Below are 21,892 nucleotides of genomic sequence, written 5' to 3'. Positions count from 1 at the left end.
AGAGTCAATCCAGTCTTGTTTTAAAAGCCACGAAGGAGACATCAAAATGGGTAAGAATTTCATTGGTCTGGACAAGGAAAAAACGGTAAAGCTGGCTGATGCGCTCAACGATCTGCTTTCCAACTATCAGATTTTTTACATGAACGTGCGTGGTTATCACTGGAACATAAAAGGTGATAACTTTTTTGAACTCCACGTAAAGTTTGAAGAACTGTACAACGACCTGTTGCTCAAGGTTGATGAGGTTGCTGAGCGGGTTCTTACGTTGGGGCATCGTCCGGCCCACGCATACAGCACCTACATTGAGCGTTCAGAAGTGCCTGAGCAGAGAGACGTTAGTGATGGTAAGCAGGCTATGGAAAATATTCTCGACAGCTTCGCAAAACTGATTGGCAAACAGCGGGAGCTGCTGAGCCTGGCGGGAGATGCTCAGGATGAGGGCACTGTGGCGTTGATGAGTGACTACATTTCCCAGCAGGAAAAAACTGTCTGGATGTATCGTAGCTATCTGGGCCACTGATCCCTTAGAACTGTTTCCTGGCGGCCTTTTGGCCGCCTTTTTTGTATCTGGAAAGCAGTCGGGATCAGATATTTGCTGCCAGGGGCGGTACTTGCTCGTGAAGGAACCATTTTTCAGTCACCACCTTTCGCGTAAACCAGTGAGATCGCATCAATATGCCTGCCATGGGCATCCGGATCCAGGCAGGTAGCTGGAAACCCTGTTCTGCTGCAGGTCCGCGATGACCAAACCTCTTCCTGATGGCGTCGCTGTATGTCTGCAGGGTAGTGGCAGAGAACTCCGGCGTACGCCGGATAACATCTGCCGCCAGTAGTGCGGATTCGATGGCCGGGCGAATACCTTCGCCACTTTGGGTATATGCAAGCCCTGCGGCGTCGCCAATCAATAGCAGGCCATCACCCGTCAGTGCTCGCCCTGAATGGTCATAGAGCAGGTAAGCATGACCTTTAAAGCGGCCGGGCAGGTCCGCAGGGAGTCGTCCGCTGGCTTTCATTGTTTCCACAAAATCCTGCAAATGATTGCTCAGTTTATGATTGTCCTCCCGGCCAAGGCCGACATTCAGATAGTTACCCTTGCGAAAAATCCAGGCATAGCCCTTCAGGTCCTGGCAGAACCAAAGCTCCGGAGTATCTCCCCGCGCTTTACAGGCACTTGCCTGCTCCGGAGTCATTTCAAACTCGACTTCCTTGGCAGCGACAACGGTTTCGTGGCTTCCCGGGCCATCGCCAATCAGCCTGGCTACAGGGCAAAAGTGCCCGCCTGCGCCCACCAGAAGCGGCGCACTCCAGGCTTCATTGACAAGCCAGTTATCGTCTTTTCTTGTGATGCTTTTTACCGGTGTGCCCAGCTGTCTGGGTGTGTTTGTCCGGCTCAGAAGGTAATCATCAAACTCACAGCGTCGGATTCCGTAACTGACCACGCCGCCATGATCATTTTCTACAGCAGCCTGCCCCATCATGCCGATCCGGAATCGGCGTATGGGTTGGAGGGTTCGGCCGTTTCCGTATTCAGCAGGATCAATCCCCAGGGTTTCCATAACCGAAGGTGTGACCCAGCCGGCGCAGGTTTTATCCCGGGGGAACTTGTGTTTATCAATTAGCAACGCCCGTTTTCCACTGTCTTCGAGGGCTTTTGCCAGGGTAGATCCTGCCGGGCCGGCACCAACAATAATCAGATCGTAAGTTTCCATGGCCGGTAACCTCAGGTGTTTTCGGAGGCGGCGGGAGAACTATAGATATCCTGCCGTGTCGCTGGCAGCTCATTGTTGTCGCCGTGGGTAAACAGAACCTGGTAAAGCTGCAGCGACCCTGCCCGGAAGGCTGCGATGGAGCCGGCAAGGTACATACGCCAGGCCCGGGTGAAGTGCTCGTCATACATTTCAGAAACAGCGGCTTCCACGGAATTGAAGCGTGTCAGCCAGTCATCCAGGGTACGGGCGTAGTGGAGCCTGAGATTTTCCACATCGAGCACAGAGAAGTTGCCATGTTCGCACAGCGACATGAATTCTCCGATACTGGGTGGATAGGCACCGGGGAATATTCGCTTTTCAATCCATGAATTCATCAGCATGGGACGGTTGCGGCCAATGCTGTGGATCAGCGCCATACCTTCCGGCTTCAGCGTACGCTTGATCAATTCTGACAATGCGGGATAGTTTTCCTTACCGACATGTTCCAGCATGCCAACTGAGACGAATGCATCATACTGGCCACGAATGTTTCGGTAGTCGTCTTCAACATAGTCGATCAGAGTGTCCAGCCCCTGTTCGCGAGCCTGTTCCCGTGCATAAAGGATCTGTTCCCGGGAAATGTTGTAGGCGTGGACGTGTACACCGTAGTTCCGTGCCATGTAACGCGCCAGTCCGCCCCAGCCACAGCCTGCTTCGACAACGGTCATGCCTGGTTTGAGCCTGAGCTTTCTGCATATATGTTCCAGCTTTGCCAGTTGCGCCTGTTCCAGACTCAGCTCGGGCCGCTCATAGTAGGCACAGGTGTATTGCATCTCGGATTGGTCCAGCCAGAGCCGGTAAAAGTCGTTGCCCAGATCATAATGATGATGAATATTCTCCCGTGCTTCCGGCATTCCGGTCGACCGGGGAGGGTGGTTTCGCCACAGGGCTTCCAGCCATCGTGGCCATTTCTCGCGCGCCTGGTGAATAGCGCGGTAGAGTGTCTCCATAAGATCGGGCAGGTCGCCCTCTATTTCCAGGCGCCCGGCGCTGTATAGGTCGCCAAAAGCCAGATTAGGGTTGGTTACCAGAGAATAAAGAGCCTTGGGGTCAGCGAGTTGCAGCGTGAATTGTGCTGATTCTTCGCCGGGTTCAATGACATCGCCATTCCACAACCGGAAACGCAGAGGAGGCGACCCTGCCATGCGCATGAGCTTGGCTACGAGCCAGCGCTCATAGGTGTGCGGTGCACGATCTACGTGAGTGTCCTGTAGAGGAAGATTCAGTATATGGTTTTCGTCGGTATGTCCTCTCAGGCTGGTGTTCTTTGCGTTGGTTCTGACACTACCCTGAGCACTGTTTCGGACGCGGTTCTGATTCACTGATTCTGCTCCCTTTTTCACCTTAACATTGCTGTTCAGGCTGGCGGTCATACGCCAGGGCTTTCCCGAATACATGACTGAGAACGGCCGGTTGTCTGTTCATTATAGAAAATGTTTTGTTTTTGTCAGGTAAACCGGGAACCGGGAGCCGTCAGGAATTGACAGGGTGGGGAGAAAAGAGTGAGAGGCGGGGGAATAAATGCAGCCGGACCAGATGGCCCGGCTGCACGACAGATCAGTATGAGGAGCTCATACCAAACCACTCTGGGAAAATCACTATAAGAGCCAGTACCAGCATCTGCAGGAGGATGAACGGCAAAACCCCTTTGTAGATGTCGACGGTGCGTACTTGTGGTGGTGCAACGCCTTTGAGGTAGAACAGAGAGAACCCAAAGGGTGGCGTGAGGAAACTGGTCTGCAGATTCATGGCGATAAGAATGGCAAACCAGAGCATATTGATGCCCAGAGCTTCGGCAACCGGTGCCAGAATGGGCACAATGATGAAAGAAATTTCCACAAAATCGATGAAAAATCCCAGTATCAAAATGACCAGCATGGCAAGGATGACAAAACCCCATTTCTCGCCCGGCAGTTGCAGCATCCATTCTTCCAGCAGGTAATCACCACCTGTGTAACTGAATACCATGGAGAAGGCCGTGGCGCCGATCAGAATGGCGAATACCATGGCGGTAACCTTGACAGTATCTTTTGATGCATCCCATACCATCTGGAAAGAAAACTGACGGTAGATGATGGCCAGAACAATGGCGCCGACGCCGCCCAGAGCAGAGGATTCTGTGGGGGTGGCAATGCCAGTGAAGATCGAGCCAAGCACAACGACAATGAGCGCTAACGGCGGAATGATCGCCATCAATGCATTCATGATCTCCTTTTTGCGGGAGATGCTGTCGTCTATGGGCATGGCCGGAGCCGTCTCAGGTTTGAAACGGGTCATGATCAGGATATAGGCGATATAGAGCCCGATAAGAACCACACCTGGCCAGACGGCAGCCTTGAACAGATCTCCAACAGGAAGGCCCAGCACGTCACCCAGAATGATCAGAATGATGGACGGTGGAACAATCTGTCCCAATGTACCTGCAGCGCAGATGGTGCCGGTTGCAAGCCGCTTGTCATACTTGTGAGCCAGCATGACAGGGAGAGAGATCAGGCCCATAGCTACCACGCTTGCACCTACCACACCGGTGGAGGCGGCGAGCAGGGCGCCTACCAGAATGGTAGAGATAGCCAGACCGCCGGGCAGACCACCAAACAACCGACCCATGGATGTCAGCAATTGCTCTGCCAGACGCGTGCGCTGGAGAATGACACCCATAAAGATAAACAGCGGAACAGCCATCAGAACGGTATTTTGCATAACGCTCATGATGCGATAAGGCATAAAGGCAAACAGATCCATGCCCTCGGCATATATGCCAAAAAACAAAGCGACGCCGCCAAATGTGAACGCGACAGGGAAGCCCAGCATCAACATGAACAGGGCAACCAGGAACATAATCATGCCGATCATGCGAGTCCCCCTCCGCTATGCTCTCCTTCGTATTGTTTTTCTCCAGACATGACGCGCAAGGCGAAAGTGGCCATGTTAAGACCGGCAATGGCGATAAAGACTGCAGTGAATGGAATCACGGATTTGATGAGCCAGCGTTGCGGCAAACCGCCAGGATCACCGCTACCTTCTCCCATGTTGTAGGAGTCGAGCGCGAAATCGTAGCCGTAGATGCCGATAAGGTAAGCAAATGGCACCACAAACAGCAGGGCACCGGTCAGGTTTATCCAGGCCTTTGCTTTGTTGCCCCAGCGGGCATAAAACACATCAACCCGCACATGACCATCCGTGCGCAATGCGTAAGGTATACCGAGCATAAACACCACCGAATACAGATGCCATTCCATTTCCTGCATACCGATGGATACTTCGTTGAAGGCGTAACGGGCGACCACGTCGTAAAATACGTTGCCGGCCATCAGCAGCATAGCGACACAGGCAACCCAGCCGCAGAGATAGGACAAGCGGGCGAGGCCCTCATCCAGTTTTATAATCCACTGCATTCACAATCCTCTGCCAGGCTGACTGGCAATTGTTCTATTGCTATAAACAACAAAACCGGGATCACGATCAGGGCGACCCCGGCTCAATTACAGCCTGTATCTTACTCGATTGTGCCCATGGTGTTTAGATATGCGCGCTCAGAAATGTCGGTGTAAGCACGGCTCTGTTCCAGATACTCCTGCTGGGATTTAACAATCCGCGCAGCCTGCTCGTTACTTTCAGAAGCTTCTTTCAGGAGTTTTTTGTTGGCGTCGTACATGGCCTGGAAGATATCCTGCGGGAACTGCTTGATCTGCACGTTCGGATAATCTTTCTTGATGTTGGCCCAGGCTTCCGCGTTGGCGTGCTGTGACATTACCAGCATGTCGTAGGAAGCGGTGCGCATGGCAACACGCATGATTTCCTGCAGATCAGCCGGAAGCTTATCCCAGACCTTCTTGTTCACCAGGAACTGAAGCTCTGTAGCAGGCTCGTGCCACCCTGTGTAGTAGTAATCGGCGATCTGCTGGAAGCCAAGACGCAGGTCCAGAGCCGGACCTACCCATTCAACGGCATCAATGGTGTTGCGCTCAAGTGCTGTATAAAGCTCGCCCGGTGCAATGTTCGTCGGGTTTACGCCTACTTCAGCAAAAACTTCGCCGGCGAATCCGGGAATCCGCATTTTCAGGCCGTCAAGGTCTTCGAGCGATTTGATTTCCTTACGGAACCATCCACCCATCTGAACGCCGGTGTTGCCGCCGGGAAACGACAGCATGTTGTGAGGTTCGTAAACTTCCTGCATCAGCTCCATGCCGCCGCCGTGGTAAAACCAGGCATATTGTTCCATGGCGTTCATGCCGAAGGGCATGCTGGTGAAAAACAGGGTTTCGGGAACCTTGCCTTTCCAGTAATAGGAAGCTGAGTGGCCCATGTCGTACTGACCAGCCTTCACCATATCAAATACGCCCAGAGGCGCTTTGTGTTTGTTCGCGGAATCGATACGGATTTTCAGACGCCCGTTAGACATTTTCTCGACGGATTTGGCGAAATTCTTGGTAGTGTCGCCAAAAATCGGGAAGTTCGGCCCCCAGGTCTCTGCCAGCTTGAGAGTAAATGTGTCTTGAGCCAGCACCTGAGTAGAGGCGAAAGTTGCGGCCACAGCGAGTACCGCTGCGGAGAAAACAGAACGGATCTTCATTGCCCATGTGTCCTTTTTTTCATTTTTGTGGATAGAGCCCGGCTTTCTTGAGGAAGCCTGATAACAAGTTCACGTTATCAAGTATTGTAGACCAGTGAAACGAAAAATCGCACCGGATGCGACATAGGTCGTAGCTGGTGTCAGATGTCGTTCATTCTTCCAATCTGGCTGGACATCTGCATGGCTTCGTGTTGCTCCAGGGCCAGAAGCTCTTCCAGAAGGGTTTTGGCTTCCTCAATTTCTGCCTTGCCGATCAAGGAGTCGTAGAGATCCATAACCTGATCATGGAACGCGAAAATTTCCCGGGCTATGTCGTCAAAACCAAGCGTAGCAAACCTGGTGTCGCAGGCCTGGCCTGGTTTGAACGGTTTATGGTTCAGGTAATCGTAGAGCCGGGTCTGCAGAACTTTGGGGTCGGCCTGTTTTTCAAACTCAGATACGGTTTTTTCCAGCAAGGATTCGTGGCGGGCAATATAGTCCAGTAACGCACTGGCGCGTTCATTATCGTGTTTCTTGGCAGACTCGTGCAGGCACCTTGCGAGGTGAGCATGCAGTTGGCGGGTCCAGTCGATCAGATCTTCAAAAGTTTTTATCTCCATTGCCTAGCTCCTTCAATGAGATAGTTGCTCAGATCACAAGTAAGACACCAGTCTAGTCGATTGCTTTTGCCTTTGCTCCCAGAGCTTGTGCCGTTTCGGTACCGCTTCGCCAGGCCCGGAAATGTCTCAATGCCGGCTTTTCAACAGTGTAGTGAATTGCAGAGGCTATAAGCAGTGACATTCCCAGGGCAAGACAGACGCCAAGCCAGCCCGGGATTCCAGTGTTGTAGCTCCACATAATAATGCCGTAGCCGATGTTCTGATGCACCAGATAAAGGCTGTAGGACAGGCTGCCCAGCCAGAGCATTGGCTGATTGGCCAAACTGTTCAGCCGGCCGGCCACTGCCAGGGAAAATACGGCAAAGCAGCCCAGTACAAAAAGACTGTAGGGCAGTTTGTAAGCCAGCAGGCCGTGGCACACAGCCAGTGTCAGTAATGCGGCGTCTGCAGCTGTTGGGCGGCCGTACCGGTAAATCCGGTAAATCAGCATGCCCCCAATAAACAAAGGGGCATATTTCACAAACATCAGATCCTTCACCAGAAATTCAAGGCTTTCAGGTATCTGTTTCCACCATATTACACCGGCGTAGCTCGCCAGCATCCAGACCCAGAAAGCCAGGCGCAGCCGCGACCAGTCACGCAGGGTATAGAACAACAGTGCCATCCAGACGTAAAAGGTTACCTCTATAACCAGGCTCCAGTAGGCTCCATCCACGTGCTCTGCGCCCAGATATTCGTGCAGCAGGGTGGCGTTGAGTAATGCTGTTTCGAGGCTGACAGCACGGCTTTCGGGGCCGAGGAGGTGTACTGAAATGAAGGTAAGAACAATGCCGGTCCAGAGAGCTGGCATCAGCCGGACCCCTCTGGCCAGCCCGAACCAGGTGGCATTGCGGGTGCGTTCAAGGGTCATGAAGATGACAAAACCACTGAGGATGAAAAACAGATGTACGCCGTAGCGGCCAAACATCAAAGTGTCTGTCAGCAGTTGTGGCAGTTCGAATGAATGGCCGAAAAGTTTGTCGTAATAAGGCAGGTAATGAAAAAGTACGACCCCGATGGCTGCCAGGCCTCGTAATGCATCAAGACTGCCCAGTCTGGCCTGGGGAGGACTCATAGCCGTTTCCGTTAAAAATTTTACTCATAGTAGCCTGCTTTCGCCGAGTGGCATACGGGCGGGATATACCATTCGCTTGCTGCAGGTATACCATGTGGTAACAAACCAGGTTGCTACAGGGAGAGCGCCATGAGCACAACACTGGGGATTATCGAAGGTTTCTACGGGCCGGTATGGAGCTGGCAGGAGCGCAAACAACTTGTGCGCACGCTGGCGCCGCATGGTTACGGCTTTTATCTGTACGCGCCGAAGGCCGACGCATTTCTGCGTCGGCGCTGGCAGGAGCCGTACCCATCGGAAATGGCATCAGAGCTGTCAGAGTTCGGTCGGTTTTGCCGAGCCCAGGGGATGCGGTTTGGTGTTGGTCTGAGCCCGTACGAAATTTTCAACTGCTTTGATGATGCTGCCCGTGCCGTACTTGCTGAAAAGCTTGAGATGCTTGATAGCCTTGGTATCGATGAGCTGGCGATCCTGTTTGATGATATGCATGCTGATACTCCGGCGCTTGCAGAAACCCAGGCGGATATTATGCAGTGGGTTCGGGAGCGTACTCAGGCTGAGTACCTTTCCGTTTGCCCCAGCTATTACTCCGATGACCCGGTGCTGGACCGTGTTTTCGGGCAACGTCCTCCAGCATACCTGGAGACTCTTGGGCGCCGGCTGGATCATGATATCCAGATATTCTGGACGGGTGAGGAAGTATGTTCCCGGGAAATTTCGCCCGGGCATTTGAAGCGTGTGAGTGAACAGCTGGGCCGCAAGCCGGTACTTTGGGACAATTATCCGGTGAATGATGGGGATCGCATGTCCAGACATCTGCACCTGCGTGGTTTTACTGGCCGTCCGGCTGCCAATGGCGCTTATCTTTCCGGGCATGGAATTAACCCGGCCCTGCAGTCTGTGCTGACTACAATCCCCGCGATAACGCTGGTGGAATCCTATCGTCAGGGGCCGCAATACCAGTATGCTCAGGCATTTCGTCATGCAGCGAAAGAGGTTCTCGGAAAGGAACTCGCAGACCAGCTCCATGCCGATCTTCTGGTGTTACAGGACACAGGTCTTGGACGCATCAGCGAGGAAAAACGCCAAAGCCTGATGCATACCTATGATGCATATGATCACCCTGCAGCCAGCGAAATTACACGCTGGCTGGCTGGTGAGTATCAGGTAACCGACGAGATGGTCCAGACCCAGTGAGGTTGTGCTGTTTCAGTCCGTATCAGCGCAGATAGTATTCAACGGTTGAAACGACCCTTACGGTTTTTACCGGGTGTTGTTGCTCGGACACCCCGGGGGCCTGATCCCGGGCCAGTATCTGGAATACGCCCTGATTGGCACGGCGCAGGTCGCCCAGCTCGGCTTTCGCATCTTCCGCAAACTGGCTGGCGGCTTCACGGGCGGAAGCTGTGGCTTCCGCAATCATGTCGGGTTTGATGTCATTCAGCCCGTTAAACAGGTAAGTCGGGCCGCTCGGGCCGTAGTCCGATGAAAGTACCACACCGGAATCGACCAGTTCGCTCACACCCTGGGCAGCCTGGCGGATCTTTTCTATATCCTCGCTACGTACCATCAAAGTCTGGCTGATAATAAACTTCTGTTCGTTGTTATTGTCCTGGTAAGGATTGGCGCGAGTATCCGTTACATCCAGCCTCTGAAGTTCCACGGCGCTGTCGTTTATAGCTTGCAGTTTCAGGAACGCCATGATGGCATTGCGACTGTTCCGGGCCTTTTCCTGAGCATCGCTGAGGCTGGTCCCGGTTGCCACAAAGCGGATAGGCCACAGGGCAAGATCCGCAGTCACTTCCCGTTCTGCCACACCTTTTACGGTTACATAGCGGTCACCGGTTCGCAGGTCTGTAAGGCCGTCGCTGATCAGTGAGGCTGAGACGATAGCGCTGAAACCCAGGATGAGGGCAGCAATAACTTTCATGGGGTATCTCCCTCGCAAGTCTCTTGAACAGGGCGCCGGAATCTTGCAGACATCGCTTTGCGTTCGCGCTGCTTATCAAGGAATTCTTCCGGCAAGGGTTGGATGAAGTAGAGAAAATCTCCCTTGTTGCGGTTTTCTTGCAACGGTGCCTTTTCGACATCCGCCGGCCATACTACCGGTGAAATGACCGCAATCGAAATCTCCGGTGCCCGTTGCCGGAGTAATGCAACGGTTCCGAGATGTTCTTCGCTGTGAAAGGTGCCAGTGGTATGAATCACCTGATGGCCAGGGTGGGCGTTGAGGGCGGCCAGTATGCGACTTGCCATGGTGTTGTCCCGGAGCAACTGGGCCTTGTAGGTATTGTCGAGACGTTCCTGCATGGTTTCATCCGCCGCGCCATGGCTGGTGTTTATGGCATCATTGAACTTTTCCCGGTAGGCCGGGGTGTCCATAAACGGGTTGTCGGGTAATTGTGCCCGATGACCGGCGGTCAGGCCGTCCAAATAGTCCGGCCCTGTGCGACCGACGCAGCGTACGATATCTGCGGGGGCGTTTGCAGCGATCACTGGCAGGCTGTGCTGGCGTGCAAACTCCATTAGTGGCCGGTAGGACGCACGGTAATTATCCCAGGCATGGCTGTCTTCAATCATTTCAGTTTCGCCGGTTTCGCCATTCAGATAAGCATCAACCGCAGCCTGATGGTCCAGATTGAACTGTTCCATGGACAGCACCTGGAAAGGTTGCTTCTCGAAGAGGGCCGCCTGGATCTGTGATTGCAGCAAGTGCGCCGCCTGGTGGCCATGGTACTCGCCAATGATGATCACATCGGTTCCGGAAAGTCTTTGAGCGAGTGTCTCAGTGGTCAGTTGAGTGCCACTGTCTGCATCTGTCAGGCGGGACTCGTAAAGGGTTTGAGGTCTGGCCAGGGCACCGCTGGCGCTGGGCTGGATCATGGCTGAGCATCCCGTCAGGCTGCTGATTAGTACAACTAGCACAGTGATTGATAACTTTTTCATCGCAAAATTATATATGATATGGGGCCTCGTTACCTGTATGTCCCCTTAGACTCGAGGCCAGTATGTCCCATCGTGCCCACCTTTTTTCGCTCCGGTTTGCCCACGCTTTCCGGGAAGCCTGCATTGATCAACCCTACAACAGTCGCCGTTTTATCCGTGATCTAATGGCTGGCGTTACCGTGGGTATTATTGCAATACCGCTGGCCATGGCATTGGCTATCGCAAGCGGCGTTGCACCTCAGTACGGCCTTTATACGGCGTTCATTGCCGGCTTTATCATTGCCCTGACCGGCGGTAGCCGGTTCAGTGTTTCCGGTCCCACAGCGGCTTTTGTCGTTATTCTTTACCCCATTGCCCAGACATACGGACTGGGTGGGCTGTTACTGGCCACCCTGATGTCCGGTGTTCTTTTGATTATCATGGCTCTTATGCGGCTGGGCCGGTTTATCGAGTACATACCGGAATCCGTCACACTCGGGTTTACCGGGGGTATTGCGGTGGTTATCGCAACGCTGCAGGTAAAGGATTTTCTTGGCCTGTCTATAGACACCATGCCGGAGCACTACTGGGACAAGCTGGCGGTGCTTGTGCAGAACTTGCCCGCACTGGATTCCATGAGTGCCCTGGTTGCGTCGGTTACACTCGCGGTCATGCTGCTATGGCCTCGGCTGAAGACTCCGGTACCGCCTCATCTTCCAGCGGTAATTATCGGGAGTTTGCTGGCTTTGTTTCTTAACGCAAACGGCGCTGCGGTGGAAACCATTGGCTCAAGGTTCAGCTATTTGCTGCCAGATGGTGGCACTGGCGCCGGGATTCCTCCGTTTCTACCGGAATTTGCCTGGCCCTGGCAACAGCCGGATGCCAGTGGTGAAGCTATTGGCTTGTCCTGGAATATGGTGCGCGAACTCCTTCCGGCTGCGTTTGCTATCGCCATGCTCGGCGCTATCGAATCTTTGCTCTGTGCCGTGGTGCTCGACGGTATGACAGGAAAACGCCACAGTGCCAACAGTGAGCTGATGGGGCAGGGGTTGGGTAACATTGTCGTGCCGTTTTTCGGGGGTATTACCGCAACCGCAGCCATTGCCCGTTCCGCCGCCAACTACCGTGCCGGGGCCGAATCGCCAGTAGCCTCCATGATCCATGCAGTCGTGGTGCTGCTGGCCCTGGTATCGCTGGCTGGTGTATTGGCCTACCTGCCTATGCCTGCTATGGCGGCGCTGTTGATCATGGTGGCGTGGAATATGAGTGAAGCGCCCAAGGCGGTGCATCTTCTTAAAACTGCACCGCGCAGTGATATATGGGTCTTCCTGGCCTGTTTTTCCCTGACCGTGGCCCTGGATATGGTTATTGCCATTACGACGGGTGTTCTGCTGGCGGCCGTGCTGTTCATGCGCGAAATGGCAGAGATGACCAAGGTGACCGATATCACCACAGGCAAACGGATCAGTGGAGAAAGTCTGCCTGAGGGCTGGCGGGTATTCAAAATCAATGGGCCGCTGTTTTTTGCCGCTGCGGACCGTATTTTCGGTGAGCTTGCTGAGCTGTCCCGGAACGTTAACGGATTTATCCTTTATATGGATGGTGTGACCGTGCTGGATGCAGGGGGGTTGTCCGCACTCAACAAGCTGATCGCTACCTGCGAGAATGATGGTACCCGTATTGTCATTGCCGATCTGCAGTCTCAGCCCCAGCGAACGCTTGCTCGTGGAGGTGTTGGCCCCAGGGAGGGCGTGCTGCAGTTTACTTCGTCCCTGCGGGAAGCCCTGTCTTTACCTTTGTCATCCATGGTTGAGCAGGGCTCCACTCCACCAAAAGTCACCGGACCCAGCTGATGAAAAAGCCCGCCATGTTGCCTTTTCGTGTTGTCGACCGTGTGAAGTTCATTGTTGAACGCCAGTTGGTAAAAGGCGCCGGTTTCCAGCTTCTGGTGGTGGGTATTTTTATTGGTTTGATTTCCCTTGTTGGCGGCCTTCTTGTGGTGCCTCAGGGTGGCGATTTTGATGATCCCGGGTCCGCTGTATGGTGGGCTTTTCTGCGCCTGACAGACCCGGGTTATCTGGGTGACGACGTGGGCACCTGGCAACGTTTTGTTTCAACATTGCTGACAATCAGCGGGTATGTGGTGTTCATGGGTACTCTTGTAGCTATCCTGACCCGCTGGCTGATTGCCAAAATGGAAGACCTTGAGCGCGGTTTAACTCCTGTCACCCTGAAAAACCATGTGGTTGTGTTGGGCTGGACTGCCCAGACATTGCCCTTGCTTTCTGAACTGCTGGGTTCGTCTGGCCGTATGCAGCGGTTTCTTGAAAAGTACGATACCCAGAAACTGAACCTGGTGGTGTTATCCGAAGAGGCTTCGGCCGAACAGGTACATGAATTGCGGAGTGAGCCCGGAATTGGCCGGCGCGCCCGTCAGATCATCCTGCGCTCGGGGTCGGCCATCCAGCCGGATGCCCTGCACCGGGTTGCCTGTCTTGATGCTGCCGCCGTCATCGTGCCCAGCGCAGCCTATGATTCGGGTAGCCTGATTTCTTCCGATGTGCAGACGGTTAAAGCGTTGTTATCGATTGCCGCGCAGGCAAGGCAGTATCAGGCACCATTGCCCTTTGTGGTCGCAGAGATTCAGGATATCCGGAAATTACCGGTAGTTGAGCGTGCATATCCCGGTGCAGTAGAAGTGGTGGCAGGTAACGCCACTATCAGCCGTTTAATGGTACAGAACGTGCTGCACCCGGGGTTATCTGAAGTTTATAACGAGCTTTTGACGGCCGGAGAGGGTAATGAAATTTACCTGCGAAGCGGAGAAACGGTAGCCGGGATGTCTCTCGGGGAGCTGGCTGCCGAGCGCGCTGGTGTAATCATTCTTGGGTTGCTTCGCCGCCAGGGCCAGGCCTGGGATATACGCCTGGCGGCACCCTCTGATACCCGCATAGAGGCGGAAGACCGGGTTGTCATGTTGGCCCGTGATTACGCTGAAACGGATGCTGATCCGAAAGCGCAGGTACTGCCTCAGATAAAACGTGGGGAAGCAAAACTCGCTGCGCGGGGAGAGGGGCTGGAAGGTCGCCGCATTCTTCTGCTTGGCTGGAACCGCAGAGTGCCCAGCCTGATGGCTGAGTTTGCAAGCTATGGCCCCGGACAGCCTGCACTGGATATTGTGTCAGTTGTATCTGCGTCTGAACGTGATCAGGAGATCAGCCGTTACGCTGCCGGCAAACCTCTCAGGTCCTACAATCATATCGAAGCAGACTATATGGTTGAGGATGAATTGCGCCGCATCAATCCAGCCAGCTATGACACCATTATACTACTTGGTAGTGATCGCCTGGCCTCGGGTGAAGAGGCCGATGCGCGCACGATGGTTGGTTATCTCCAGCTGGAAGACGTACTGGCAGAAGCGGCCCGGCGTCCGCAGCTGGTTATGGAATTGAGTGATCCGGACAATAGCCATCTGTTGTACGGTCACCAGAGTGAAATGCTCATCAGTCCGATGATTCTCAGCCATATTCTGGCCCAGGTGGCCCTGAGGCGGGAATTGCGTTTGGTGTTGGATGAGCTCTTTACAGTCGGAGGTGCGGAAATCCAGTTTCGGGATCCTGAAGACTACCCCTTGCCAGCCAGTGCTGATTTCCAATTACTGGAGCGGATATTGGCGGTAGAAGGTGAAATAGCTCTTGGCGTCTTCCGGAGCCAGCCGGATGCTGCGGGTCGGCACCTCAGCCTGAATCCTCCCCGGCGGGATCATCTCGATATTCAGCCTGGAGATCGCCTCGTGGTTTTGTGCATGACTGTCAAGGCGGCACATTCATGAGAAAAATGATGAATATAGATTATATAAATTTCAATTATAAATTGAATGCAACTAGAGTACTCGGCAACACAGGCAAATCACATGATGGTTTGCCCGGGAAATAAGCCATCAGAACCACCGTTAACACACAAAGGATCGAGATCATGCCTTACGCAAAAGACGTCGATACCATTGCTTCTCTCCTGAAGCAACACCCGACCTGGCACGCTATCAACCCTAAGCACGCAGCCCGTATGCGTGCCCAGAACAAATTCAAGACTGGTCTGGATATAGCCAAGTACACCGCCAAGATCATGCGCGAAGACATGGCTAACTACGATAAAGACACTTCCCAGTACACCCAGTCACTGGGTTGCTGGCACGGTTTTATCGGCCAGCAGAAGATGATCTCTATCAAGAAGCACTTCGGTAGCACCAAGCGTCGTTACCTGTACCTGTCTGGCTGGATGGTTGCCGCCCTGCGTTCCGAGTTCGGTCCTCTGCCTGACCAGTCCATGCACGAGAAGACTGTTGTTTCTGGTCTGATCGAAGAACTTTACACCTTCCTGCGTCAAGCGGATGCATGGGAACTGAACCACCTGTTCCGTGATCTGGAAGCTGCTGAAAAAGCTGGCGACAGTGCCAAGGCTGCTGACCTGATCAATCAGATCGACAACCACGAAACTCACATCGTGCCGATCATTGCTGATATCGACGCAGGCTTCGGTAATGCTGAAGCGACTTACCTGCTGGCCAAGCAGATGATTGAAGCGGGTGCCTGCTGCATCCAGATCGAAAACCAGGTTTCCGACGAGAAACAATGTGGTCACCAGGACGGTAAAGTAACCGTTCCTCACGCTGACTTCCTGGCCAAGATCAATGCTGTTCGTCTGGCGTTCCTGGAACTGGGTGTGGATGACGGTGTTATCGTTGCCCGTACTGACTCTCTGGGTGCTGGCCTGACCAAGCAGATCGCTGTTACCAATGAGCCTGGCGACCTGGGCGACAAGTACAACGCATTCCTGGATGGCGAATACATTGAAAGCGCCGACCAGATCGCAAACGGCGACGTTGTGGTTAAATCCAACGGCAAGCTGCTGAAGCCGAAGCGTCTGCCTTCTGGCCTGTTCTGCTTCAAGCCGGGCTCCGGTGAAGACCGTGTTGTTCTGGACTGCATCACTTCTTTGCAGAACGGCGCTGACCTGCTGTGGATCGAAACCGAGAAGCCTCACGTTGGTCAGATCGCTTCCATGGTTAACCGCATCAAGGAAGTTGTGCCTGACGCCAAGCTGGTTTACAACAACAGCCCGTCCTTCAACTGGACTCTGAACTTCCGTCAGCAGGTATTCGATGCAATGAAGGAAGAAGGCAAGGATGTATCTGCCTACGACCGCGCTAACCTGATGAGTGCTGAGTACGACGACACTGAACTTGGCAAGCTGGCCGACGAGTGGACTGCTAACTTCCAGCGCGATGCAGCTCGTGAAGCAGGCGTGTTCCATCACCTGATCACTCTGCCGACTTACCACACTGCTGCTCTGTCTACCGATAACCTGGCTAAAGGTTACTTCGGTGACGAAGGCATGCTGGCCTACGTTAAAGGCGTACAGCGTGAAGAAATTCGTCAGGGCATCGCTACTGTTAAGCACCAGGATATGGCTGGTTCTAACATCGGCGACGACCACAAGGAGTTCTTCGCAGGTGATGCTGCGCTGAAAGCCGGTGGTGCAGACAACACCATGAACCAGTTCGGTTAATCGAACGCTCTGGTTACCACGCCCGGGCTTGCCCGGGCGTCAGAAAACCCTGCCAATGGCAGGGTTTTTTTGTGTGTGCTTCGGGCATGTCATCAACACCTTTTGTCTTTACACCAGGTTATATTGCTTATCTCCATGAAAAACTGAAGAAAATCTGCTTTCTTCCGGTTTCCTCCCGAATCGGTGTTTCAATTCTGAAACAGCTTTGAGTTTTGGTGTCTGTTATCACTCTTGTCTTGTTTTGATAAACTCTTTAAAAATCAAATAGTTATGCGTTATCTTTTGAGGCTGGCACGGGAATCGCTCCTTTTCAGGTGTGGATCTGAGCCCTTATGTATTAAGAAGCCAGTGAGTTGGGTCTGGATCCCTGATAAGCCAACAACCTCAAAGGAATTGATGTTATGAATACCAAAAAAAGCATGCTAGCGATTGCTATAGCCATAGGGCTGGGTATTTCAGGCGCGGCACTGGCCGACGATCAGGGTGGAGACGGAAGCCCGAATACCAACGCAGATAACACATCTACTGCAAACAACGATTCCGGAAATGACAGTTCCGTGAATACCGATAATACGAATAACTCCGATAATTCTGACAACAGCACAGACCTGAACGACGCGTTCAAAATTGCCGACAGTGGCAATGACATGTCTGATAACTCGGACAATTCGGATAATTCCGACAACTCGGATAATTCGGATAACTCTGATAATTCCGACAACTCGGATAATTCTGACAACTCGGATAACAGCACAGCTGTGACCGATTCGTTCAATATTTCTGACAGCGGAAACAGTGACAGCTCTGATAACAGCGTTACCGAGTTGAGCCTTTCCCTGGAAGTATTCATGAATGATGCGGATCTTGATGGCTACGTCACTGGCACCACCGTGACGTATGGGGAAGCCACAGGCGATAGCGCCTATACAGAAGTCCGTGCCTCCAACGAGATCTCCGGGGGCTCGGCTAACTTCACCGGTGTGGGTGCGTTTGCCCAGAACGCTGGCGTTGGAAGCGTTACCCAGGCCAATGTGAGCGTCATGTCTAACCTGTCCACAGGTGGCGGTTCAGAATGAGCAAGGCGGGCCACACGCCGAGGCGCGTGGCCCAAGCCCCTGCCGGGAGGCATTTCATGGATAACGTCATCAGAGGGATCTTGAGGGCTGGCTGTGTATTCGCTGTCATGGGACTGACGGCGGGAGCAAGCGCTGAAGAATGGATGAATCAGCCTGCGCTGAGCGAAGACCAGCTGGAGGAGGCCAGTGGACGCCAGGGGATCCCCTTCCAGTTACAGTTAAATGACAACCAACAAAGCGCGGTGGTATCAGGAAATACCCTGTCGGGCCCTTCGGTGACCGGCAACAACATGATATCGGATTACGCGTTTGGAAATATGAGTGGTATTGCCACTGTTATCCAGAACAGCGGTAACCAGGTGGTGATTCAGGACAGTACTCAGGTGAATATTCTTATCAATCGCTGACAGGAGGTGGGCCATGGCAAAGCAGATGCCTGTGACTTTCATGATGGTCGCTGCGCTGCTCTGGCCCACCGCTTATGCCGGGAATGTTGTGTTGCCGGGGCTGGACGGCGGGCTACAGTTGGAGGTTCGCAGTTTCAAGGAGCAGCGGTTCAGCTCGGTGATGCAGCAGCAGTACGACTTCAGTTGCGGTTCAGCTGCGATCGCCTCCCTGCTTTCCTACCATTACGACCATCCGGTGACAGAACAGGAAGTCTTCTCTGGAATGTTCTCATTGGCAGATCCGGAAAAGGTACGCCGGGAAGGTTTCTCCATGCTGGATATGAAGCGGTTTCTGGAGTCCGAGGGCTATAAGGCTGACGGCTTTCGTATGGCCTTGACCGGTCTGCGGGACAGGGTCCGTCTTCCGGTCATTGTGCTGTTGAACCTGAACGGCTTCCGGCATTTTGTTGTTATCAAGGGTATCAGTGAAAATGAGGTGTTTGTCGGCGACCCCGCGCGTGGGCTCAAAACATACACCAAAGCGGAGTTCGAAGAGTATTGGAATGGTTCCGCCTTTGTTATTCGGAGCCATATACGGCGGGGCCGTAGCACGTTTCTTACGAGCGGGAACTGGCCGCAGATTGTCCGGGCGCCTCTGTTCAAGGCGCAGCAGGGGCCGTCCCTTGGTCATACATTGCCATATTGGCCATCCACAAGGGAGTGGTAACAAAATGGTTAGCCTGCAGCGTTTTGCAGCCATGGGACTGGCCCTGGCCCTTGGAAGCGTGATGACCCCGGCCGCCTTGGCTGAAGGAACTTTTCTGCCCCAGGTGATGAATGACGACGAACTGGCTTCGCAGAAGGGCGGTTTCAGTCTCAACAACCTCGAAATTTCGATCGGACTGGAACAGATTGTTTCTGTGAACGGAGAAACCCTGGCGATTAATCGTCTGATTATCCCCAACCTGAGTCAGGTGGTGAGCGGGAGAGCGATACCTCAGCAGATGGAGACGGTGCTCGGTATCATCAACTCGGGGCAGGACGGGCAAGCACTTGTTTCAGCCTCTTCCGGCGCAGGAGGGTGGATGACGCTGATTCAGAATGACTTGCACGGGTCGGTCATCCGGAACGCGCGCCAACTGAATATCGAACTGAACAACCTGGGAGCCGGCTATCCCATGCCGGACAACCTCCGGGATCCCATTCTTCAGTTTCTCGGCCGCTAGTTATCAGGCGCCTCCAGTTGCCTGTCAACTAGAGGCTGATGGGCAGCTTCAGCGTGATTTCACTGTTGGGCGCATTCTCGGTTACCCCGACATTGACGGTGAGACTCAGTGTCGTGCTGGACGTCAGTCTTTGAGATAGCCCGAATGCCAGGGAGCCTATCTGGATGCTGTCAAAGTGAGCGCCAAACAGATCAAGATCTCGCTCATAGGTTGTTTTCCTGATAATCGAATGATCGTAGCCAAGGCTGAATGATGTCCGCTCATTGAACGCGAATCCCATGCCAAAACCGAATCGGATCACATCGCCCGGATCAACGGTGTTGCCGTTCTCATAGCCCTTTTCGTCTTTCAGTGTGTAGACATAACTTAAATTGCCGTAGAGAACCGCAGGATCTGAAGGATAAATGAAGGAGATTCCAGGCTCGAAGGACCAGAACCCGGAGCCGGTCGGCCGTTCCTCAAGCTCAATACCTATGGGGTTGCCCTGGCTGTCGTTAATGACCTGTTGATCAACGTCGTACGGGCTATCCCCTGTGGGGGCTTTCACCCGGAGGGAACCGATGACATAAGGCCAGCCTTCAAGTCCATCGTTCAGCTGGTAACGCAAAGACAGTTCTACGTCTCCAAGGCCATCTCCTGAAGACTCCCGCAGGGTGTCTACAGGGCTTCCTTCAAACGCCTGCCGTTCCCGCAGGTCTTCGTGAATGCTCAGATAGGGTATCCGGACCGCAGTTTCAAACCGGCTGGTAAAACCGTATTTAAGCGACAGGGCGCCAACAAAAATATCCCGCTGGACTTCTGAAATATTAATCAGACCTATCAACAGAGCAGGAATCACCGTGTAGCCCTCCACTGCGACCTGCGTTGCATTACTGTGGGCATGAGAAAATGAGGGCTCAATAGTGAAGCGGCCTGGATGGGTGACAATACCTCTGTCCGATGTGATGGAGGCGATGTCCGAGGCTTGCTCTGTATATTCCTCGGCCCGGGACGACGACGCTGTGCCTGTCTCGTCATTTTCTGGCTGAGCGCTGCCTATAGCAGGAATCATGCACACACTTATGGTGAGCAGCAGACGATTTTGGATTTTCATGTCAAATCTCCCTTTCGGTAAGGCTTTCGTCGGGGGTTGTGGCTATGCAGGTTCAGGTTGTATTTTTCCAGGAGCCGATATAACGAGACCCTCGATATTTTCAGGACTCTTGCGGCCTCAGACATGTTGTAGTTTGCACTTTGAAGGCCACACAGCAGTGCCTGACGGTCCGCTCTGGCGCGGAACTCTTTGAGGCTGAGATTGGAGAGTGGATTGGTGGTGGATCCGGACAGGTTCAGCCCAAGGTCAGCGGCTTCGATAACTGCCCGGTCGCTGAGCAACACCCCCTGTCGCAAGCGATTCTGCAACTCCTGAAGGTTACCGGGCCATGAATGATTGACCAGACTCTGAATTGCATCCTTGCTCAGTCGTTTTTGCCTGGCTTCCGGCCAGCAGGTCTGAAGCAGTGCACCGGCAATTACAGGTATGTCTTCGCGTCGGTTTTTTAAGGGTGGGAGCTTTACTTCAAGACTGCCAAGCCGGAAGTAGACATCGCTGCGGAAGCGGCCAAGCGCAACCAGATCGGGTAACTGCTGACTGGTAATTGCAATGATCCGGCCGTCTGCCCTTATCCGGGCGTTGCCTCCGACTCGTTCAATCTCGCCTTCCTGCAGAAACCGGAGGATTGCGGATTGTTGTTCAAGGTGCAGTTCATCGATGCGGGAAAATACCAGTGATCCTCCGTTCGCTTGTTCAAGCCGCCCCTGTCGGGAACTCATGGCACTGGTAAACGCGCCCTTTTCGTAACCGAACAGCTCACTTTGGGTGAGAGCCGAGGGCAGGGCGGGACAGTTAACAAAAACCAGAGGGCCGTGAGCCCGGGCGGAGTTTGTATGGACAAATCGGGCAGCCGCTTCTTTGCCAGTGCCATTTTCTCCGGAGATCAGTACCGGCTCCTGCGTAGCGGCAAACCGGCGGAGCAGGTTGCGGACATCGCGGATGGATTGGGACTTTCCTTCCAGAGCCAGATTCTGGTAGCTATGGCAGCCTGGATTGTTGGCTGGCATAAGAATTGTTGCCATGCCCCACAAGTGCCCGAGGACCGTGTTGATGCGCTTGTAGTCCACCGGCAGAGTATGGAAATCTGAACAGTAGCGAGCGATAAGTTTTGTAGCCGGTGTGCCGCTTATGGGCCGTTGGGGGGCAATGGCAATCCAGTATGTCAGGTCAAGCGTTTCTACCCAGCCTTCCAGATTCGATATGTTTTCAGGTGATAGTGCCGGGAGTTCCAATACGCCAACTCTGGCCTTATCCGGAAGCAGCGTATAAAGCGGCACCGTATCATCAAAACTGAAATCAATCAGATCCCAGTTTGTCCCCATGCTCTTGCGAATACGGGTGTTGCTGTTTGCCGCTGACAACCAGACAAGCGGTCGCTTTTCCACCATGGCGAACCCCCACGAAAGTGGTGCCTGGAAAATCGGACTGCCAGCCGCTCAGGGTTGTATGGATTAACCGGTACGACTAAAGATCCGGCCACCTTCCTGTGTGGCCTGCGATGACTGTATTGTTTTATAGGTTGCAGGCAGCTTGTGTGCCAGAAGATGTATAGGTGCGCCTATACAAATAGTTGCAAATGACAGG

Annotated in this window: 20 protein-coding genes; 9 read left to right on the top strand and 11 right to left on the bottom strand. The window is 53.6% G+C overall.

What is annotated here, in order from left to right; translation table 11 throughout:
* Nucleotides 1–46: 46 nt before the first annotated feature.
* Nucleotides 47–520, top strand: coding sequence for a Dps family protein (locus DS878_RS12855; RefSeq protein WP_113816323.1), 474 nt, complete (start codon nt 47–49; stop codon nt 518–520).
* 64 nt (nt 521–584) lie between these two features.
* On the opposite strand, the gene DS878_RS12850 is transcribed toward DS878_RS12855, so the two are convergent.
* The 7 genes from DS878_RS12850 to DS878_RS12820 all read right to left on the bottom strand — a co-directional run bounded on the left by DS878_RS12850 (nt 585) and on the right by DS878_RS12820 (nt 8,034).
* Nucleotides 585–1,709: an NAD(P)/FAD-dependent oxidoreductase gene (locus DS878_RS12850; protein ID WP_113816322.1), complete on the bottom strand. Its 1,125-nt coding sequence runs from the start codon at nt 1,707–1,709 to the stop codon at nt 585–587.
* Between the two features lie 11 nt (nt 1,710–1,720).
* Nucleotides 1,721–3,004, bottom strand: a complete 1,284-nt coding sequence (locus DS878_RS12845) for an SAM-dependent methyltransferase (protein ID WP_261977902.1) — start codon at nt 3,002–3,004, stop codon at nt 1,721–1,723.
* Between the two features lie 301 nt (nt 3,005–3,305).
* Nucleotides 3,306–4,601: a TRAP transporter large permease subunit gene (locus DS878_RS12840; RefSeq protein ID WP_113816320.1), complete on the bottom strand. Its 1,296-nt coding sequence runs from the start codon at nt 4,599–4,601 to the stop codon at nt 3,306–3,308.
* A complete protein-coding gene (locus tag DS878_RS12835; RefSeq protein WP_113816319.1) occupies nt 4,598–5,143 on the bottom strand; it encodes a TRAP transporter small permease subunit in 546 nt (181 codons plus the stop codon). Before DS878_RS12835 ends, DS878_RS12840 begins: the two co-directional genes overlap by 4 nt.
* Before the next feature lie 101 nt (nt 5,144–5,244).
* Nucleotides 5,245–6,321 (bottom strand): TRAP transporter substrate-binding protein, encoded by a 1,077-nt coding sequence (locus DS878_RS12830; protein ID WP_113816318.1) that lies wholly within the window; start codon nt 6,319–6,321, stop codon nt 5,245–5,247.
* Between the two features lie 140 nt (nt 6,322–6,461).
* Nucleotides 6,462–6,920 (bottom strand): ATPase, encoded by a 459-nt coding sequence (locus DS878_RS12825; protein WP_113816317.1) that lies wholly within the window; start codon nt 6,918–6,920, stop codon nt 6,462–6,464.
* Nucleotides 6,921–6,972: 52 nt separating this feature from the next.
* The gene (locus DS878_RS12820; RefSeq protein ID WP_113816316.1) at nt 6,973–8,034 is read right to left on the bottom strand and encodes an acyltransferase family protein; all 1,062 of its coding nucleotides are present in this window, start codon (nt 8,032–8,034) and stop codon (nt 6,973–6,975) included.
* Between the two features lie 129 nt (nt 8,035–8,163).
* Here DS878_RS12820 and DS878_RS12815 point away from each other — a divergent pair, with 129 nt between their 5' ends.
* Nucleotides 8,164–9,231 carry a beta-N-acetylglucosaminidase domain-containing protein gene (locus DS878_RS12815; protein ID WP_113816315.1) on the top strand — a complete coding sequence of 356 codons (1,068 nt, stop codon included), beginning with the start codon at nt 8,164–8,166 and terminating at the stop codon, nt 9,229–9,231.
* A 22-nt stretch (nt 9,232–9,253) separates the two neighbouring features.
* Here DS878_RS12815 and DS878_RS12810 read toward each other — a convergent pair whose 3' ends face one another.
* Both DS878_RS12810 and DS878_RS12805 read right to left on the bottom strand, forming a co-directional pair.
* The gene (locus tag DS878_RS12810; protein ID WP_113816314.1) at nt 9,254–9,964 is read right to left on the bottom strand and encodes an SIMPL domain-containing protein; all 711 of its coding nucleotides are present in this window, start codon (nt 9,962–9,964) and stop codon (nt 9,254–9,256) included.
* Nucleotides 9,961–10,917, bottom strand: a complete 957-nt coding sequence (locus tag DS878_RS12805) for a ChaN family lipoprotein (RefSeq protein WP_113816313.1) — start codon at nt 10,915–10,917, stop codon at nt 9,961–9,963. The genes DS878_RS12810 and DS878_RS12805 overlap by 4 nt, the downstream gene beginning before the upstream one ends.
* Before the next feature lie 125 nt (nt 10,918–11,042).
* Here DS878_RS12805 and dauA point away from each other — a divergent pair, with 125 nt between their 5' ends.
* The 7 genes from dauA (at nt 11,043) to DS878_RS12770 (ending at nt 19,215) form a co-directional block, all read left to right on the top strand.
* Nucleotides 11,043–12,812, top strand: a complete 1,770-nt coding sequence (gene dauA / locus DS878_RS12800) for a C4-dicarboxylic acid transporter DauA (protein WP_113816312.1) — start codon at nt 11,043–11,045, stop codon at nt 12,810–12,812.
* A gap of 14 nt (nt 12,813–12,826) precedes the next feature.
* Nucleotides 12,827–14,791, top strand: coding sequence for a CASTOR/POLLUX-related putative ion channel (locus DS878_RS12795; RefSeq protein ID WP_113816704.1), 1,965 nt, complete (start codon nt 12,827–12,829; stop codon nt 14,789–14,791).
* A 143-nt stretch (nt 14,792–14,934) separates the two neighbouring features.
* Nucleotides 14,935–16,527 (top strand): isocitrate lyase, encoded by a 1,593-nt coding sequence (locus DS878_RS12790; RefSeq protein WP_113816311.1) that lies wholly within the window; start codon nt 14,935–14,937, stop codon nt 16,525–16,527.
* 401 nt (nt 16,528–16,928) lie between these two features.
* Nucleotides 16,929–17,603 carry a dentin sialophosphoprotein gene (locus tag DS878_RS12785; RefSeq protein WP_113816310.1) on the top strand — a complete coding sequence of 225 codons (675 nt, stop codon included), beginning with the start codon at nt 16,929–16,931 and terminating at the stop codon, nt 17,601–17,603.
* 56 nt (nt 17,604–17,659) lie between these two features.
* Nucleotides 17,660–18,010: a hypothetical protein gene (locus DS878_RS12780; RefSeq protein WP_113816309.1), complete on the top strand. Its 351-nt coding sequence runs from the start codon at nt 17,660–17,662 to the stop codon at nt 18,008–18,010.
* Between the two features lie 13 nt (nt 18,011–18,023).
* Entirely contained in the window at nt 18,024–18,716 is a 693-nt protein-coding gene (locus tag DS878_RS12775; RefSeq protein WP_113816308.1) for a C39 family peptidase, read from the top strand.
* Between the two features lie 4 nt (nt 18,717–18,720).
* Nucleotides 18,721–19,215 (top strand): hypothetical protein, encoded by a 495-nt coding sequence (locus DS878_RS12770; RefSeq protein ID WP_113816307.1) that lies wholly within the window; start codon nt 18,721–18,723, stop codon nt 19,213–19,215.
* A 28-nt stretch (nt 19,216–19,243) separates the two neighbouring features.
* Here the strand turns inward: DS878_RS12770 and DS878_RS12765 are convergent, their stop codons facing one another.
* Both DS878_RS12765 and DS878_RS12760 read right to left on the bottom strand, forming a co-directional pair.
* Nucleotides 19,244–20,308 carry a transporter gene (locus DS878_RS12765; RefSeq protein ID WP_261977816.1) on the bottom strand — a complete coding sequence of 355 codons (1,065 nt, stop codon included), beginning with the start codon at nt 20,306–20,308 and terminating at the stop codon, nt 19,244–19,246.
* Entirely contained in the window at nt 20,305–21,696 is a 1,392-nt protein-coding gene (locus tag DS878_RS12760) for a sigma-54 dependent transcriptional regulator (RefSeq protein WP_113816306.1), read from the bottom strand. The genes DS878_RS12765 and DS878_RS12760 overlap by 4 nt, the downstream gene beginning before the upstream one ends.
* Between the last annotated feature and the right edge of the window lie 196 nt (nt 21,697–21,892).

Origin of the sequence: Marinobacter sp. F3R11 (assembly GCF_003318275.1) — a bacterium.
Lineage (GTDB): Bacteria > Pseudomonadota > Gammaproteobacteria > Pseudomonadales > Oleiphilaceae > Marinobacter.
Note: the sequence above shows the minus strand (reverse complement) of the source record. Positions and strands in the feature narration are given on the sequence as shown.